Below are 16,813 nucleotides of genomic sequence, written 5' to 3' on the forward strand. Positions count from 1 at the left end.
AGAGTTTTAGAGTTTATAGCGTTAAATCCTTAACCCTATAACCCTACAACTCTATAACCCTATAACTTCATTTCCACACTGTCTTTAAATATTTCGGTATTCCCGACGCTTCTTTCGGTCCTACAAGAACCTGCCAGCCGGTTATATCTTCCAATTTCCCGCTTAATACCGAAACGTAACCAGGAATTATTATTTTTTTATGACTTACCTTGCTCGCTACATCTGTTTTTTTCATCCAGTTATCAATAATTTCAGCGTTAAATTTATCTGCTGCCCACGCGGTCAGGACAGACATCCCTTCGGCATCACAAACTAAAAGCCATGCAGAAACTTTTGAATTTTCCACCTCAGGCGAAACAGTAAAAAATGTTAACGAAAAGTTTGTTGTAACTAAAAGCGGTGATTTGTCATCCGGCTTTCCTATAGTATATAGCTTCGGTTCCATCATTATCGGTTTCTGCGGGTCCGTGTAGATATTGAGCCGCAAAGTAATAAGAGGAAGAAGTTCCTCAGGTTTATCCATTTCAACAATAAGAACACTTACATATTTCGTTATATAAGTTGCCGCTTCAGCAACATCTTTTGCGAAAGCAATCACAGGAAAACCAAGCGGTCTGAAATTTTTCTTCAGAGCAAACCGCCTGACCTGCGTGAAATCCTGAACATTTTTTAATATGTCACCTGAGCCGCAGTCAAGTATAATGTCCTTAACACCTGCCGAAGTAACTTTTTGTGAAAGTGCTGCGATTTCTTCAATATCTTTCCCGTTTATACATAGAGGAACACTATATTTTTTTGCTATATCAACCATCTGGCTAAGATTTTGTTCATTTGCTGAATAAACAAGCGGTTTTTTCTGTGAAACATTCTTCAATGCTTCTTCAATCGCCTGTAAATTTTTGCTGACAAGAACTAACGGTAATTGTATTTTCTCCGATAGTTCTTTTGATACAGCCGCGAATTTCGAGGCATCGTTAGAATCATTTTTAACCGCTACAAGGTCTACTCCAACCATCATCCCGACCCGGTCAAAGTTGAGTTTCTTTATTTTTTCAATTTTTTCCTGAAGATTCTGTTCATTATCAGACACGGCAACAGCTATTGCAGTCGGATGATAAAATGTTTTTTCGTGACGGAACAACACCGTCTCACCGCCGACTTCTACCTTTTTTGCACCTTCCCCTATTGTAATTGTCGCCATAGGCGGAAGTGACGCCGACTCAAGCAGCTGTTTCGCCGCCTCACTAACATCCGGACACTTATCCAAAGATGTCTTTTTAGCAGCAAGCGCCATAGCAAATGCCAAACAAGTCGGAAACCCGCATTTTTTGCAATTTGTCTTAGGTAAATTTTTGTAAATATCAAGACCAGATAAAGCCATAAAAATCCTCCAAAAAAAATCGAGTTATAGGGTTTTAGGGTTATAGTGTTATAGCGTTATAGGGTTTTAGGGTTTAAACCCTACGAACTCTAAAACTCTATGAACTCTAAAACTCTAAAACTATTTTAATCGCAAGCGAGGAAGAAATTTCTGAAGAGCCTAAATTTGCGACTTATTCTTTCCAGGAGCAAATGCCAGAGCGAGTTCTAACGAGCGTCTCGAAGAAATTTGCTCCCGAGCGATTAATATATCTTTTCTACCTTTTTTTAATCGCGAAGCGAGGGAGTTGTTGAGCAGAACTTCACGGAGTTCCGCTTAAAACATTCAGCGGAACGAGTGAGAGTGCCAGCACAGGCTGGACACGGTTCTGCGAGACAAGCTCCCGAGCGACCTTTTACATCAACGCGTCCATCGTAATCGCCGGATGATTCACTTTCTGTAAAAATTCCAGCAGTTTTTCCGTGTCTGTTGCTATTGTTTCATCTGCTATTTTATCAAAGAAATCCGGAACTCCTTCCTCCGCACAACGGGCTTTAAGTTTATCTGCGAGCGCCTCTTTTAGTTCTTTCGGCATCCATACAATTCTCTTCAACCCGCCGTCTGCTTTAATAAATTTCTTTGAAGTAATATAAAGACGCCCGAAACCCATAAATCCCGGTGTCTGGTTACCGCCGCCGACAGAACCCGCAAGCGTGGAAAAAGACATACCAAGCGGTGTCATTCCGGAAAATTCACGATTAACAATCATAAATCCGTTTGCTTCCGGAACAATTGCGCCTATACATTCAAAACAACCGCAGGATGTCTCGGGAAATGTCATAATTGAATACCCGTGAAACTGTTCAAGGTGACCATTTGATTTTGTTTTTACCCAATCGTTTATACCCTGCCATTCACCACGCACTTCATCCAAAACAGTACCTTTTTTTACCGGTTGGTTTGGTCCTGTCGGGTTTATTTCAAACGACGCCTTGCAATCAAGCCAGTTATAAGCACCGCAGAGCCCAAGCCGTTCGGGTTTTACAATGCATAAATGGTTAGGTGCAAAGGATTGACAGAGAGTGCAGGAATAAAACGTATCAACTGATTCATCTGTCATAGCGCCTATTCTTTCGTCGCGGAACTTATACGCTTCGCGGGCTTTCGGTAATAATTTTTTAATATCTTCTTCTTTTGTATAAATCTTTACCTGGACCTTATCAATAATCGCCCCGAAAATTTCGTGTACTCTTGCGTGAATTATTGTTCCGAGATGTTTTAATTTAAAACCTTTTGTTTTGGCTTCTTTTGAAATCCTGAGCCATATCAAATCACGTTGACCGGTATGCATAACACCCTGCGCCTCGTTTAAGAATGTATGAATCTGCCTTTCCACAATTGATTCAAATTCCTTCTGCATCTTTCTTCCTGCTACTTCAACATATATTCCTAACGGAGTTGCAGAACCTTCTTTAATATCATCTATTTCAGACCCGATAATTTCTATTTTGCCGTCATCAATCTTGTCCGTATCCCCTATTGCGACATATTCAAACGCGGTTGAAAATTTACTACCCGCCTCAAGATATGTCTGCTCTCTTCTCACCCTTTCGCCTTCAAACGCAGCTGAGTAAGCGACCGGAATCGGAATTTCCGAAACTTTTACCTTAACACCTCTAACTTCAATACAAACAGGAACAATCTTTTTATAATCTAATTCTTTAACCAAATGCTCGTAGGTACAGATTCCTGACGGACGAATTTCCGGTATGTCAGTATCTGCAATTATAGGAAATCCCATATCAATTGCACCCGCACCTGTTGCATATTTAATATCATCTAATGGTCCTAACGTTAATCCGAAAGCAAAAACCCTTTCTTTACAATATTTCAAACACTTCGTCGCCTCACCTTTTCTATGACCGCCGAAAGTAAGAGCTCCTCTTATCGCCCAGTGTAACGGGTAAATAGCTGAAATTGTATCCCTGCCGTACGGAACTATATAAGTATCCCAACCCATTTCCACCCCTTCTTCTTTCAGCTGGTCAATAATTGATTTACCACCTGCCTTGCCGCCAGGCAGGTTAGAAGATGAACCGACAAAAGTAAGTATCTGTCTTTTTTGGAGTTCTCTTACTATTTCAACTGCAGTTTTGTTATCAGGCGCCGCACCAAGTATTGCAGCAGCTCCGGGCATTCTGCCGTCAACAAGCTGTATTCCCAACTGCCTTAAAATAGTATCCGAAAAAAATCCGTTACAATCAGGCTGCGGTTCCTGGTTGTAAAGATAGCGGAGCCCCATAATAATCTCTTCCGAAAGAAGCGCGGCAATCCCTGAGTCCAAAGCGTCGCCAAGGTAAGGCAGCCATATCGCCTGTGTAGGCTCGTCATGTAAAAGTGATTTTGCTTCCTGCAAAACAGGTTTTATATCGCCAAGTGTTTTTACTTCAGTACCTAACAATGCATACGCCATCGGGAAGAAATATGCAGTATCAGGAAACTCTACTTTTTGCGATTCTCCTTTTTCAGAAATAGCTTTATTCAAGAATTCTTCCGCTTCTTTAACTATCTTATTAGCACCTCTTATAACAGCACCCGCAACAATCTTTGACATTTTTTCCTCCGAAACAAGTTAGGCACGCCAAGGGTCTACGACAACTACATTAATGTTGTTTTTGTAGTGGCATAGCTTGCTATGCCTGCATTTTTTTACATTACCAATTCTTTATATTCTTTTTCAGCAAACTCTTCTTTATATTTTTTAACTAACGGCAGAATTTTAGCAAAATTAAAATTATTATTTAACAATTCTTCCTTTATAGATGAAACATCAATCTTTTTCCTGATAAGCGAACCATAAACACCTGCATTATCCACGTCATTTACCAAAACAAACCCTACAATTTTGTTATTTTTTAAAACAATTTTTTTATAAATCTCCTGAGCATCATTCTTTTTAACAAGTATTTCGTATCCTTCACCTTTTGGTTTAGTAATACCGTATGAAATTGTGGGAAGTTCAAAAAATTCAACGGAATTCATACCTAAAGAACCATCATATTTTATATTTTTCCCTGCCATATTAAGTCCGGCTATTTTCCCCTGAATAACAGCGTTAGGCCAAAGAGCATTTATTGTCGACTCACCTGTAACTAAATCTTTTGTCTGTGCGACATCACCGGCAGCGAAAACATCAGTAACATTTGTCTGCAACGACTCGTTAACTATAATTCCCCACTCGGTTTTTATACCGGCATCCTTTACAAGTTCAATATTTGCCTGGACACCTTTACCTATAACCACAATCTGACAGTCAATTTTTTCTTCGTTTTCAAGAATTATGCCGGATACTTCTTTATCCCCTGTAATTTCTTTTGCCGAAAGACCCGTGATAACCTTAATCCCTTTGTTTTCAATTCTTCTTTGTATAAAACCGGCTCCTTCCTCATCAAGCATTTGTGAAAGAATATGTTTTGATTTAACAACAACAATAACCTTTAGCCCTCTTTTATGCAAAGCATACGCGGCACGAAGCCCGATAAGCCCGCCCCCGAGCATGACCGCTGTTTTTGTTTTACCAAGCCGCTCTTCTATTTTTCTTGCATCATTTATATTCCGTAATCCGAATACACCGTCTTTTTCAACACCGGGAATATTTTCCATCTTTGAACGGGAACCCGTCGCTATTAGAAGTTTATCAAAAGACAAAGTTTTCCCGTCAGAAAGTTTAATTTTTTTACCGGGTAACACTGCTTCCACTTTTTTCCCAACTATTGAATCAACATTATGTTTTTTAAAGAAATCTTCCCCCCGATATTTTAGTTTTTCTTCAGTCATCATCCCCGCAAGATAATAAGACAAAACACACCTTGAATAAATTGAGTAGTTTTCATCCGAAATAACCGTTATTTTTCCGCTTTTATCAACTGACCTTATCGCTTCAACCGCAGAAACCCCCGCAGCCGAAGACCCAACTATCACATATTCCATAATAAACCTCTTAAAAGGGTTATGGCGTTATAGGGTTATAGGGTTGTAGGGTTGTAGGGTTTTTAAACTCTACAAACTCTATAACTCTATGAACTCTATAACTCCACGAACTCTATAACTCCACGAACTCTATAACTCCACGAACTCTATAACTCCACGAACTCTATAACTCCACGAACTCTATAACTCCACGAACTCTATAACTCCACGAACTCTATAACTATTTTACCGTTAGCGATTTTGTCGGACAGGAGACCACGCACACTGGTCCTTCAGTTCTGTCTTTGCATAAATCACATTTTATTGCAAGGTTCTTCCTGCGGGAAATCGCACCGAAAGGACAAACCATTACACACATCCAGCATCCTACACATTTATCTTCGTTATGCTGGGTAGAACCGTCTTCCGCTTTGAACATTGAACCTGACATACAAGCTGTTATACAAGGCGCATCCTCGCAGTGATGACAGGCATCAGAAATAATTATTTCTTCAACTGCCTGGACTTTTCTCCTGTGGACAGGAAGCGGCGTTTCTGAAATTGCAGTAAAAAGCGTTTTCCCCTTTGAGTGTTCAACAGCACAGGCAATTTCACAACTCCTGCACCCTAAACATTTAGTAACATTACAATAAACCTTTTTCATACATTACCTCAGAATCTTATAATTTTCCCCTCATCCCTGCCTACCGGCAGGCAGGTTTCATCTTATTAATGTTCTGCTGTTATACCTAACAACATGTGAACATATGAACACATGAACGCCTTTCATTTCTCATCTTATAATCGCGAAGCGAGGAAGAAATTTCTGAAGAGCCTAAATTTGCGACTTATTCTTTCCAGGAGCAAATGATAGAGCGAGTTCTAACGAGCGTCTCGAAGAAGTTTGCTCCCGAGCGTTAGTACATCATGGGCTTTAACTTCAACGCTGCACGTTTTTTGTCCAAATGTTCTATTATAAGTTTTGCTGCTTTTATCGGATCGGGTTCAAACGCAAATTTTCCGCCTACTATATTTTCAATATCATCCGTTAGATACTTTGTCAGGTTTTTTCCACCCATAATAGGGAGCGGAAGACCTAAAACCGTATAAATACCTGATGCAATAGCATAAAATCCAATACATACCGCTTTTTCAGACATCCATTCAGGAGCTGCAGCAGCAACAGGTAAATCGGAAATATCTTCACCTAATCCGCCTTCAGTTAAAACATTGCAAAGGGTTGTTAAAATCCTTGAAATATCAACACAAGCGCCCATATGCAAAACAGGCGGTATACCGACTGCTTCACAAATTTCCTGGAGACCTTTTCCTGCATATTTTTTTGCTGCCTCAGGAAGAAGTAATCCTGCTTTAGCAGAGGCAATTGCAGAACATCCTGTTGTAACAACCAGAACATCATTTTTTAGGAGTTCTTTTGTAAGTTCAATGTGCGCCCAGTCGTGTTTCACTTTAGGATTATTACAACCGACAATTCCAACCGCACCACGCAGACGTCCTGAAATTATAGCATCGTTGAGCGGCCTGTATGTAGCTCTATATTTTCCTCCGAGCATCTTAAAAATGTATTCAGTTGTAAAACCGGCGACTAATTCCATCTTTTCTTTCGGAATATTAACAAGTTCTTTTTTCCTATTTTTGTAATTTTCAATAGCAAGCCGGACAATTTTTTTAGCAATCGGCAGTGCTTCTTCCTCTGAGAATTCTATGTGTTCAACACCCGGAAATTTTGCTTTCGGTGAAGTCGAAACTACTTTTGTATGAAAACAACCGGCAAGTTTACCTAACGCAGGCATAACACACTGGACATCAGTAATAAACACCTCAACGGCACCCGTTATGATGGCAAGTTCCTGCTGTAAGAAATTACCTGCAATCGGTATACCTCTTCTCATTAGAATTTCATTTGCAGTACAGCAGATACCCGCAAGGTTTATTCCTTTTGCACCGTAACTTTTTGCAAGTTCCAAAAGTTCTTTATCCTGCGAAGCGGTAACGACAACATCCGACAGTAATGGTTCGTGCCCGTGAACAATTATATTTACTTCGTCTTCTTTTATTACACCAAGATTTGATACGGAACGTATCGGAGTAGGGGAACCAAACAGAACATCCTGCAAGTCGGTAGCAATCATACTTCCACCCCAGCCGTTTGATAGTGATGCCCGCATCCCCTGCTGAAGTATATTTTTATAATCGCTATCAACTCCCATTGTAGTTCTATTCATAAGCTCTACTATTTCTTTGTCAATACCTCGCGGCATAATTTTATTTTTTCTCCAGAGATCCTGTCTTTTTTGTGGAGCGCGGTGTGTTAGATCCAACTCCCCTTCCTGCTGACCAAACTCTGAAAGGAATTTTTCAGCTACGTCATGAGCGATTTCTTCAATCTTTCTACTTTCTGTATTTATGCTTAACTCTTTTGCAAGATTTAAGAGTTTTTCTTCTCCTTTTATTCCATAACCTTTTGTTTTACCTTCAGCTGTTTTAAGTAAAGTGTGCGCAACATCCCTGCCATGGTCGGTATGGGCTGCACCGCCTGCGGCTATCATTCTGACAAGATTTCTTGCGGCGATTGTATCGGCGTTCGCACCGCATATTCCCTCAGTATTGCCTTCGCCGAAAGGGTCAATTCTACAAGGACCCATTACGCAATTTCTACAACATACTCCAAGTTGCCCAAACCCACATTCCGGTTCCATTGCTTCATACCTATCAAACGCTGTAGTAATTGCTTTTTGACAAGATACATTTAACATATCTTTTGTTGCTGAATCTATTGTTTTTTTATTTTCACCACTCATCTATCCCTCCAATTTGGTAACCACATTCTCTATTTCTTTTGTTAAAAATTCACTTTTATCCGAAATTATACCCCTATTTTTTTCAAATGCTTCGTTATATGCTATGTATTGAATTATTTTATCTTCGCCTAAATTTTGTTTAAGGAATTCTTTGTCTTTTTCATTACGAATCTTATTTGCAACTATTGAAATTTTCTTTATACCTAGCGAACTTGCGAGAGAAATTATCCGTTTTGCTGTTTCAACGCTCGGTGCTGTCGGTTCCGTAACGATTAGAATAACATTAACCGCTTTTGCTGTCCCGCGGGTTAAATGCTCGATACCCGCTTCCATATCCATTAAAAGCACTTCATTTTCTTTAAGTAAAAGATGGCTTACGAGCGTCTTTGCAAAAGCATTTTCCGGGCAAAAACAGCCACTGCTGGCAGGTTTGACCTTTCCTAAAACAAGAAGGTGAATACCTTTATACTCGACAGAGAATTCTGACGGTATATCATCAACTTTAGGATTCATCTTAAAAAAAACCGCCGGACCGTCACCGCCGGACTGGGTGCGTTCCTGGATAATATTTTTTAATTCTATTACCGGCTGTAATTTCTCCGGCTGGGGATATCCTAAAATTGTTGCGAGATTTGCATCCGGGTCACAGTCAAGAACCCAGACATCTTTCCCTTTTTTACTCAAAACAATAGCTAAAGCTGCAGTAATTGTTGATTTACCTACACCGCCCTTACCTGTCACTGCAATTTTATTCATTTGAGTGTAATTTTATCAAACAAATAGTTGCTTGTCAACATTTGAAAAACAAAAAGCAAACTCTACATTGACTTTAGAAAATTAGTAACAAAATTGTTCTATAATTCTGGATAAATAAAAGTATTTTTACACTACACAATTACTATCAAACAATATATCAGAAACATATAATGGAAACCACACTAATAAGCCATTTAGAAAGAAGTTGTTTACTTCCCATATCAACAGTAAAAATAGTGGCGCTTTAGAAACAACACCAAACTGAAATCCGAATAACCCACTTTCGACAATAAAGTAAAAAATATATCCGAATATTCCTCCATATAAAAACGCCTTTTTTTGTGTAGTTCTACGCCATTTAGCAAGGGCATAGACAACCAGATAGAAAATTAAATATGCAGGAAACGTGGAAGCCAGATCAACATAAAGGCTACTAAATGTTGTTGGATCTATCATGTACCATAATACTTCTTCAGTCAAACCAAAAAGAGTTCCAACAACAATAATAGTAATAAAATCTCTTTTAACAATTCGGCGAAGTGCAAATCTCAACTGTTTTCTAAAAATGTAAATCAGTATCATGAATAGCATTTGGGCTATGCCTGCAATCGACCCTATTAAAACCAAAAAACCAAAGAAAAATACACCCAAAGCTAAAATAAATATCCTAAACTTGTCCATATTGCTAAGTAATATATCGACTTTAATAATTTAATTTGTGTGCAACTTTTTATAAATTTATGTTTTCCAAATCTAATTTTCCTTTACTCTACAAACTAAAAAAGCGTTACGGTATTAACTCGTATCGCTTAAAATTTGTTAAGAAGTTGACGGTATAAAAAACTACCCGATATGTTTGGATTATATTTTAAAAACTAAAAATTAATTGTTATTTTAATTCTTATTCTTTACTTTCTGCAGGAACCTCACTTTTTGCATCTTTTGCTCTGCTTACAGTGGGATTCTTAAGTTCTTTTTCATAAGCATCCATAACTGCTTTTTCTATTTTTTGTCTCATATCTGCATTTATGGGATGCGCTATATCTTTATGTGTTCCATCTTTCATTTTCCGTGATGGCATTGAAACAATTAGTTTGTCATTTATTTTGACAATTTTCATGTTCCTGACAACAAATGCATTGTCAAATGTTACCGTTACATATGCTCTTAACCGCTCTTCATCTTTCAAAAAAACTCTGACTTCTGTAATCTCCACGATGTACCTCCTGATAGCATCAAACTCAGCTACCCTTAACAGCATGAACTAACCAAACGGAATATCCTTCTTTACCCAGATGCTTCCTTATTTCACCTCCTGTTGTTTTATTTTTTACGATGCCGAAAACACAACTGCCGCTACCTGACATAAGAGAATAATCTGCGCCGTAAAAAACTAATTTATCCTTAATTCTTTTAATTTCAGGATACAACGGAATAACCACGTCTTCCAACCTGTTATAATGCCCATTAATACTATATTTTTTCTTTGATTTTGTCAACACTTTTAGCCGTGAATATACAAATTTTGTGGATATTTCAAAATTTGGCTTAACTATAACATAAAACTCGTCCTTAACAGGTATTTTTTTTAATTTATCACCGATTCCGGTAGCTAAACACCTGCCGCCTTCAATAAAGAAAGGGACATCTGCTCCTATTTGCTTCGCCATTTTAATAATAATATTTTTGGAAATTTTAAGATTCCAGAGCTTATTCAGCCCTTTTAACACAGCTGCCGCATCAGAAGACCCGCCACCAAGTCCTGCGCCAATAGGTATTCTTTTTTTTATTTTTATTTCAAGACCTTTTTTTATATTAAAGTATTTTTTTAACAAGTCGGCTGCTTTATAAACAAGATTTTTCTTACCGGTAGGGATTTTAGGATTGCTGCAAAATATTTTTATGCCTTTTTTGATTTCTCTTATGAAAATATCGTCCGAAAGTGAGATTTCCTGAAAAATTGTTTTAATATTATGGTAACCGTCTTTTCTTTTATTAAGAACATCCAAAAAAAGATTTACCTTTGCATTTGCCTTTAATTTAACTTCTGCCATAAAAAAAGTCCGGTTTGTTTGTCAAATCCTCTTGAAAGTTTTTTATTTTCTCTTAATATAAAAACTTCACAGACAAAAATAATCGTGGGTGAAAAAAGATGCCCGCCGAACACCTTACCGTTCTTATCTGAAAGTGAAATATGGGCGTGTAAAAAGTGTTTTTTATTTTTAAATGAAATATTTCCCATGCCCGAAACAATTTCCAGCGGTTTGTTCAGAAATATTTTCTTATACTTTTTTGTATTTTGGTGATAATACCCAAGTGTCGCTTTTTGCACTGCTCCAATAAAAAAAACAACCCCTGAATTTATTTTTTTCCTTTTACAGATACTAATTATGGCATCTGTTATATCTTCGCCATAATTTAATTCAAAAACCACACGCCCTCCAATTAATTTCTATTACTTTTTATAATCAATTTTTACATACTAACGCCGACTCCACCAATAATACTTTGGCGGACAAGCAAGGTCGGCAACTACATTAATGTTATTTTTGTAGTGGCATAGCTTGCTATGCCTGCATTTATGTATAGGAATTTTCAATTTTTGTAGTTGCACGCCCTTGGCGTGCCTAACTTGTCAATATTTCTTTTATTTTAACCTATATCTTACCCCGACACCACCTTGAAACACAAAATCATTTCCTATCGCCGGAGCAGCTTCTATGAATATACCTAACGGATTAGTATCAAAGAGATATTCTATGCCTATCTTTCCCTGAACATAGAAATTTTCTTTTTTAATCATTACACCGGCACCATAATAAAGCGGGAATTTACCTTCGTTCACTTTTAATGCTTCAAAATCGTGCCAAAGATAGTCAACATGGACCATTAGCCCGGACCCGAAACCGGCAACAATATCTATAGCATTTTTTTGCGATACAAATATTTTCCCGGATATTCCCGACGGTTCACCAATAATAACACCAATCTCAGGTTTATCCTTTTGCTGAGCAAAAACAAACCCCATTCCCGAAATTAACAAAAAAATTAACAGACCAAAAACCTTTTTCATAATGTCTCCTATTTGTTTTCCATAAACCCGCGGTTTAGTATATTTATCAATTAAAAGAACTAAAGCATTCATAATTAAAATTGCATAGCAAACACTTTTAGGGTATAAACCATAATTTCTTATTAAAACAGTAAATAACCCGCACCCGAACCCAAAAATAATTTTTCCTTTTGTAAATAGGGGACCTGTTACATAATCAGTTGCCATAAAAAATGCACCTAAAATCAAACTGCCTGATAAAACCTGAAAAATCGGGTCTTGTTTGAACAAAAATGATAAACCAAAGACAGTCAGAATATAAATAATAGGAATATGCCAGGAAATTACTCTTTTGTAAAATAAATATAAAGCTCCCAAAATCAAAAGAAGTTTTGAAACCTCACCGATTGAACCGGAAACATTGCCGATAAATAAATCTAAATATGAAGATATCTGAGTGCCAACTCCCACGAGTGGCGATGCCTGACTAACCCCGTCAATATGCCATTTTGCTGGAGCGTAAGAAAACATTAAAAACACTACTGTAACTCCGATTAAGGCAGGATTAAAAATATTAAAACCAATCCCGCCGAAACATTCTTTTACTATAAAAATTGCAACAAATGAACCCACAACAACCTGCCAAAGCAAAATATTAGGCGGAAGACAATAAGCCAAAAGAAGTCCGGTAAGCACAGCACTACCATCATCAATTGTTACATCTCTTTTAAAAATAAATTTTTGAGCAATAAACTCAATCAAAACACAACTGACAATTGAAGTTAAAATAATATAAGCAGAATGAATCCCAAACTTATACACACCCCAAACACCCGCCGGCAAAAGCGCAATTATAACTAAGCACATTATCGTTGCCGTTGTCCGTTCTGACCTTATATTCGGTGCATGTTCCATAAATAAACCTCTTAAGGGTTGTAGGGTTATAGGGTTATAGAGTTATAGGGTTTTAGGGTTTAAACCCTATAAACCCTATGAACTCCACGAACTCTAAAACTCTTTTAATCGTGAGCGAGCAAAAAATTTTCGCAGAGCCTAGATTTGCGACTACGCTTTCAAGAGCAAATCTCAGAGCGAGTTGGTGCCGAGCGACTCAAGAAAATTTGTTTGTGAGCGATTTTTTGGCTAATTGTATATTCTGCACAAGCTGAATCTTCGCCGGGCATTCATATGCACAACATCCGCATTCCATACAATCAAGCGGACTAAATTTTTCAAGTTCGTTATATTTTTCTTTTTCAACAAGCCGTGAAATAGTAGTCGGCACAAGACCCGCAGGACAAACAACTATACACCTTCCGCATCTGATACAATTTGAAGGTTCATGTTGTTTTGATTCTTTTTCTGTTAATAAAATTATGCCGTTTGTCCCTTTTATAACAGGCACAGATAATGAACTTTGCGTTAATCCCATCATCGGACCGCCAATTATGACTTTTCGCCATGGTGCATCACCCTTAACCCCGTTATAATAACTAATTACATCTGAAATCGGGGTACCAATGCGAACTTTTAAATTAGCAGTTTTTCTAATGCTGCTTGCAACCGTAATAACCCGTTCGTATAAAGGTTTTCCTTCATAGACTGCCTCGTAAACTGCTTTTGCTGTTTGTACATTTTGAACAATACAACCGACATCCTTCGGTAATTTCCCGGACGGGACTTCCTTTTTTAATATTGTTTTTATTAACTGCCTTTCTGAACCTTGCGGGTATTTAGTTTTTAGTCCAACAATTTTTACTTTTATATCGTCTTGTATTGCAGTGAAATCTTCAAACTTTTTAATAGCATCTTTTTTATTATCTTCAATTGCAATGTAACTGCTCTTGATATTGAAAATTTTCATCATCAACTTCAAACCATTAAGAACTTTGATGGTTTCTTCTATCATAACCCGATGGTCGCTGTTTAAGTACGGCTCACATTCGCAACCATTCAGTATTATCGCATCTATTTTGTTTTCTTTTGGCGGTGAAAGTTTTACGTGTGTGGGAAATCCGGCTCCACCCAAACCGGCAATTCCGGCATTTTTTATTAATTCAATAATTTCATCCGGTGAAAGTTTCTCAGGGTCGTTTGGTTTGAACTCAACAACATCATCCTTGTCATCCGATTCAATAAATATTGATTTAGAATCAAACCCGCAAGGATGCGGATGGTCTTCTATAGCTAAAACTTTCCCCGAAACAGATGAATGGATATTTACGGACACAAAACCGGTAGCTTCAGCAATGAGTTGTCCGGTTTTTACAAAATCGCCGACTTTAACAATTTCTTTAGCAGGTGAACCAGTGTGTTGTAATAATGGAATGACTACTTTTTTAGGAAGTGGTATCTCTTCGATGAAAATCACCGGTGTATTTTTTTTTACAGAAAACCGGATGCCGCCTTTAAAACTATTCATATTTTGAAAATCCTGTTGATTTAAAAATCCTCTTTTCTTTATCTATTATTAAACATTCAGCATTTTTATATTTTTTTACAAGTTCAATCCCCTTTTTGGGACCTAACACAAAAGTTGCAGTTGACAATGCATCTGAATCAGTTGCATTATCAGTAATAATCGTAGAACTTATAGAATTGTCTGCCGAATAACCGGACAATGGATTTATTATATGCGAAATCTTCTTCTTGTCAAGAAAAAAATATCTCTCATAATCACCGGAAGTAGAAACTGCTTTATTTTTAATTTTCAGTGTAGTTATAAAACTGTTTTTGTCACGAGGGTTTTGGAGTGCTATTGACCATACTTTTTTACCAAAACATCCCATATTTCCACCGGCATTTATCATACCTGTTTGGACACCCGCTTTTTTCAATACCTCAATTGCCTTGTCAACGGCATAACCCTTTGCGATACCACCTAAATCAATCTTTACACCTTTTTGTGCAAAAGAGATTTTTTTACTTTTTTCATCAATAATAATTTTCCCGGAACCAACAAGTTTCAAGGTATTATTAATTTCTTCTTTAGTCGGTGCTTTCTCGTTCTTTTTTGCATTTTTCCATAACTCAATAACAGGCAAAACCGTTATGTCAAAAGCACCATCCGAAAGTTCTGAAAAATATTTTGAAACCTTTACAAGCTGAATTACCTCATCTGACACAGTTCCGGAACCGTTTTTATTCAACCTCGCTATTTCCGAATCAGCTTTAAATACAGAAAACGTATTTTCTACACGTGCAATTTCATTAAAAGCAGCCGAAATGGATTTCCGGGCAAGTCCTTCATCAAACATCCAAACTTTTATCTCAACAGTAGTATTCATCAAAAGTCTAGTCTCAGAAAACTCCTTAACCCCAACAGAACACCCAAACAAAGAAACAATAAAAATAAAAATTATTTTTTTCACTTAAAAGTTTTTAAGTCTCCCCTCATCTTTTATCTTCTCCCCTATGGGTAGAAGAAACTTCACTTTTCATATTCTTTTTCACCCTCCCCTTTGTAGGAAGAAAAAACTTCGCCTTTCATCTTATTTTCATCCTCTCCCCTGTGGGGAGAGGAAAGAGGTGAGGGGTAAGCACTTGTGCTTTCAATTCTTAACCAATTCCATATTACCAAATACCACATTTACCTGTAAATTGAGATGATTTTCATTATCCTTAAAATTTTCCGACTTGTAATTATATTCTCCAAACGGAATAATATTCCCATCTAACATTTTAGAGCGCGCAAAAGCAGAATTAACACTAATTTCAGTAGGTATTTTAGGATTTAATTTTATCGTTCCTGCCCCGAAAACCACATTGACCTTTGCTGTTACAGAATTATCCTTAATATCTATATTTGATAAATCAATTGTCCCGTTGCCAAAAATGATATTATGCCCGTTAGGAGAACTTGAAGCACAAAATTTTGATTCGCTGAACACAGCAGTGTTTTTCTCTATCTTGCAAAGAGGTTTACCGATAAGAACCTTGACTCCGATATAAATGAGTATCATAGCAAACAATATACGGAACACCGGAATTCTGATAATAAACGAAAGCCCGAGAATTATCAGTACACTACCCCAAAAAATACTACTAAACAGAAAATTCATCTTCATACCCCCTCCCTGAATCTCTGCAGATTAAAACCCGCAGTATCCTGAATCAAATTTACACTACTATAACCCGAAATGTTTCGATTATATTATTTGAATGCCTTTTTGTTATTTGCAAGTTCTTTGATTGTTTCATAAGTCTGAAATTCCGGAGCAAGACTGTCATACTTCGCATTCTTACCGAAAGAAAGTATTTTTGCGCCCGGAGTAAAATCTCCGCCACGAACAGGATACATAAAAATCATGCCTTTACTCTGCAAAAAGGCATCCGCTTTTTCCAGCCATTCCTTTTGCTGTTTTTTGTTCAATCTCTGACTGAAAACATCCATTGGCGAGTTATTAGCCCACCCAAAATCTATGAAAACAAAACGCGGTATTTTTCCAAACTTATTTTCAACTTTCAGATTTATCTTATTCCATCTTTCTTCATCAAATTTGTTGTTATATATTTCTTCCGGTGTAGGAGTAATTGTAACAAAATCAAGATTCGGAGCCTGCCATTCGTAATTGATTACCGGCTCAGCCCATGTCCCGACATATACACGTTTTCCTTTTGATTTTCCATATTCATGAATTGCGTCCACAATCTTCCCGGCAGCATCGTAAGATTCTTTTACCGCCGGATGATTAGCAACATTCAGCATTTTTTTGAGACTCTCCGCCTGGGCTTAATAGTACTAAAATGTTGTTTTTTTAATGGTTTTTTAAATAAATATACCATTTCAAATAAGCAATTTTATGTTTTTCAGATAAGCCTCTGTGTCTTTGAAAATCTGATTTTAACCTTGAA

General features: G+C 37.3%; 15 protein-coding genes. All 15 read right to left on the reverse strand.

Going from position 1 to position 16,813, the window contains the following annotated elements; all coding sequences use genetic code 11:
- Positions 1-67: 67 nt before the first annotated feature.
- The gene (gene acsC, locus PHE88_11555; GenBank protein MDD5688452.1) at positions 68-1,381 is read right to left on the reverse strand and encodes an acetyl-CoA decarbonylase/synthase complex subunit gamma; all 1,314 of its coding nucleotides are present in this window, start codon (positions 1,379-1,381) and stop codon (positions 68-70) included.
- Positions 1,382-1,775: 394 nt separating this feature from the next.
- A complete protein-coding gene (acsB, locus tag PHE88_11560) occupies positions 1,776-3,974 on the reverse strand; it encodes an acetyl-CoA decarbonylase/synthase complex subunit alpha/beta (protein ID MDD5688453.1) in 2,199 nt (732 codons plus the stop codon).
- A gap of 95 nt (positions 3,975-4,069) precedes the next feature.
- Positions 4,070-5,350 (reverse strand): FAD-dependent oxidoreductase, encoded by a 1,281-nt coding sequence (locus PHE88_11565; protein MDD5688454.1) that lies wholly within the window; start codon positions 5,348-5,350, stop codon positions 4,070-4,072.
- A gap of 220 nt (positions 5,351-5,570) precedes the next feature.
- Positions 5,571-5,993: a 4Fe-4S dicluster domain-containing protein gene (locus tag PHE88_11570; protein MDD5688455.1), complete on the reverse strand. Its 423-nt coding sequence runs from the start codon at positions 5,991-5,993 to the stop codon at positions 5,571-5,573.
- A gap of 253 nt (positions 5,994-6,246) precedes the next feature.
- The gene (gene cooS, locus PHE88_11575; protein ID MDD5688456.1) at positions 6,247-8,151 is read right to left on the reverse strand and encodes an anaerobic carbon-monoxide dehydrogenase catalytic subunit; all 1,905 of its coding nucleotides are present in this window, start codon (positions 8,149-8,151) and stop codon (positions 6,247-6,249) included.
- Positions 8,152-8,907, reverse strand: coding sequence for a P-loop NTPase (locus PHE88_11580; protein MDD5688457.1), 756 nt, complete (start codon positions 8,905-8,907; stop codon positions 8,152-8,154). It abuts the gene before it with no gap.
- A 126-nt stretch (positions 8,908-9,033) separates the two neighbouring features.
- Positions 9,034-9,588, reverse strand: coding sequence for a hypothetical protein (locus PHE88_11585; GenBank protein ID MDD5688458.1), 555 nt, complete (start codon positions 9,586-9,588; stop codon positions 9,034-9,036).
- A gap of 220 nt (positions 9,589-9,808) precedes the next feature.
- Positions 9,809-10,123 carry a SpoVG family protein gene (locus PHE88_11590; GenBank protein ID MDD5688459.1) on the reverse strand — a complete coding sequence of 105 codons (315 nt, stop codon included), beginning with the start codon at positions 10,121-10,123 and terminating at the stop codon, positions 9,809-9,811.
- 25 nt (positions 10,124-10,148) lie between these two features.
- Positions 10,149-10,961 carry a 4-(cytidine 5'-diphospho)-2-C-methyl-D-erythritol kinase gene (ispE, locus tag PHE88_11595; GenBank protein MDD5688460.1) on the reverse strand — a complete coding sequence of 271 codons (813 nt, stop codon included), beginning with the start codon at positions 10,959-10,961 and terminating at the stop codon, positions 10,149-10,151.
- Positions 10,943-11,341, reverse strand: a complete 399-nt coding sequence (locus tag PHE88_11600) for a DNA-binding protein (protein ID MDD5688461.1) — start codon at positions 11,339-11,341, stop codon at positions 10,943-10,945. The genes ispE and PHE88_11600 overlap by 19 nt, the downstream gene beginning before the upstream one ends.
- Positions 11,342-11,554: 213 nt before the next feature.
- Positions 11,555-12,874: an RnfABCDGE type electron transport complex subunit D gene (locus tag PHE88_11605; protein MDD5688462.1), complete on the reverse strand. Its 1,320-nt coding sequence runs from the start codon at positions 12,872-12,874 to the stop codon at positions 11,555-11,557.
- 196 nt (positions 12,875-13,070) lie between these two features.
- Positions 13,071-14,381 carry an electron transport complex subunit RsxC gene (gene rsxC, locus PHE88_11610; GenBank protein ID MDD5688463.1) on the reverse strand — a complete coding sequence of 437 codons (1,311 nt, stop codon included), beginning with the start codon at positions 14,379-14,381 and terminating at the stop codon, positions 13,071-13,073.
- Entirely contained in the window at positions 14,374-15,330 is a 957-nt protein-coding gene (locus PHE88_11615; protein MDD5688464.1) for an FAD:protein FMN transferase, read from the reverse strand. The genes rsxC and PHE88_11615 overlap by 8 nt, the downstream gene beginning before the upstream one ends.
- A gap of 180 nt (positions 15,331-15,510) precedes the next feature.
- Positions 15,511-16,026, reverse strand: a complete 516-nt coding sequence (locus PHE88_11620) for a LiaF-related protein (GenBank protein ID MDD5688465.1) — start codon at positions 16,024-16,026, stop codon at positions 15,511-15,513.
- Between the two features lie 86 nt (positions 16,027-16,112).
- Positions 16,113-16,667, reverse strand: a complete 555-nt coding sequence (locus PHE88_11625; protein MDD5688466.1) for a hypothetical protein — start codon at positions 16,665-16,667, stop codon at positions 16,113-16,115.
- Positions 16,668-16,813: the final 146 nt, after the last annotated feature.

The sequence above is a fragment of the Elusimicrobiota bacterium genome (assembly GCA_028718185.1).
Lineage (GTDB): Bacteria > Elusimicrobiota > UBA8919 > UBA8919 > UBA8919 > JAQUMH01.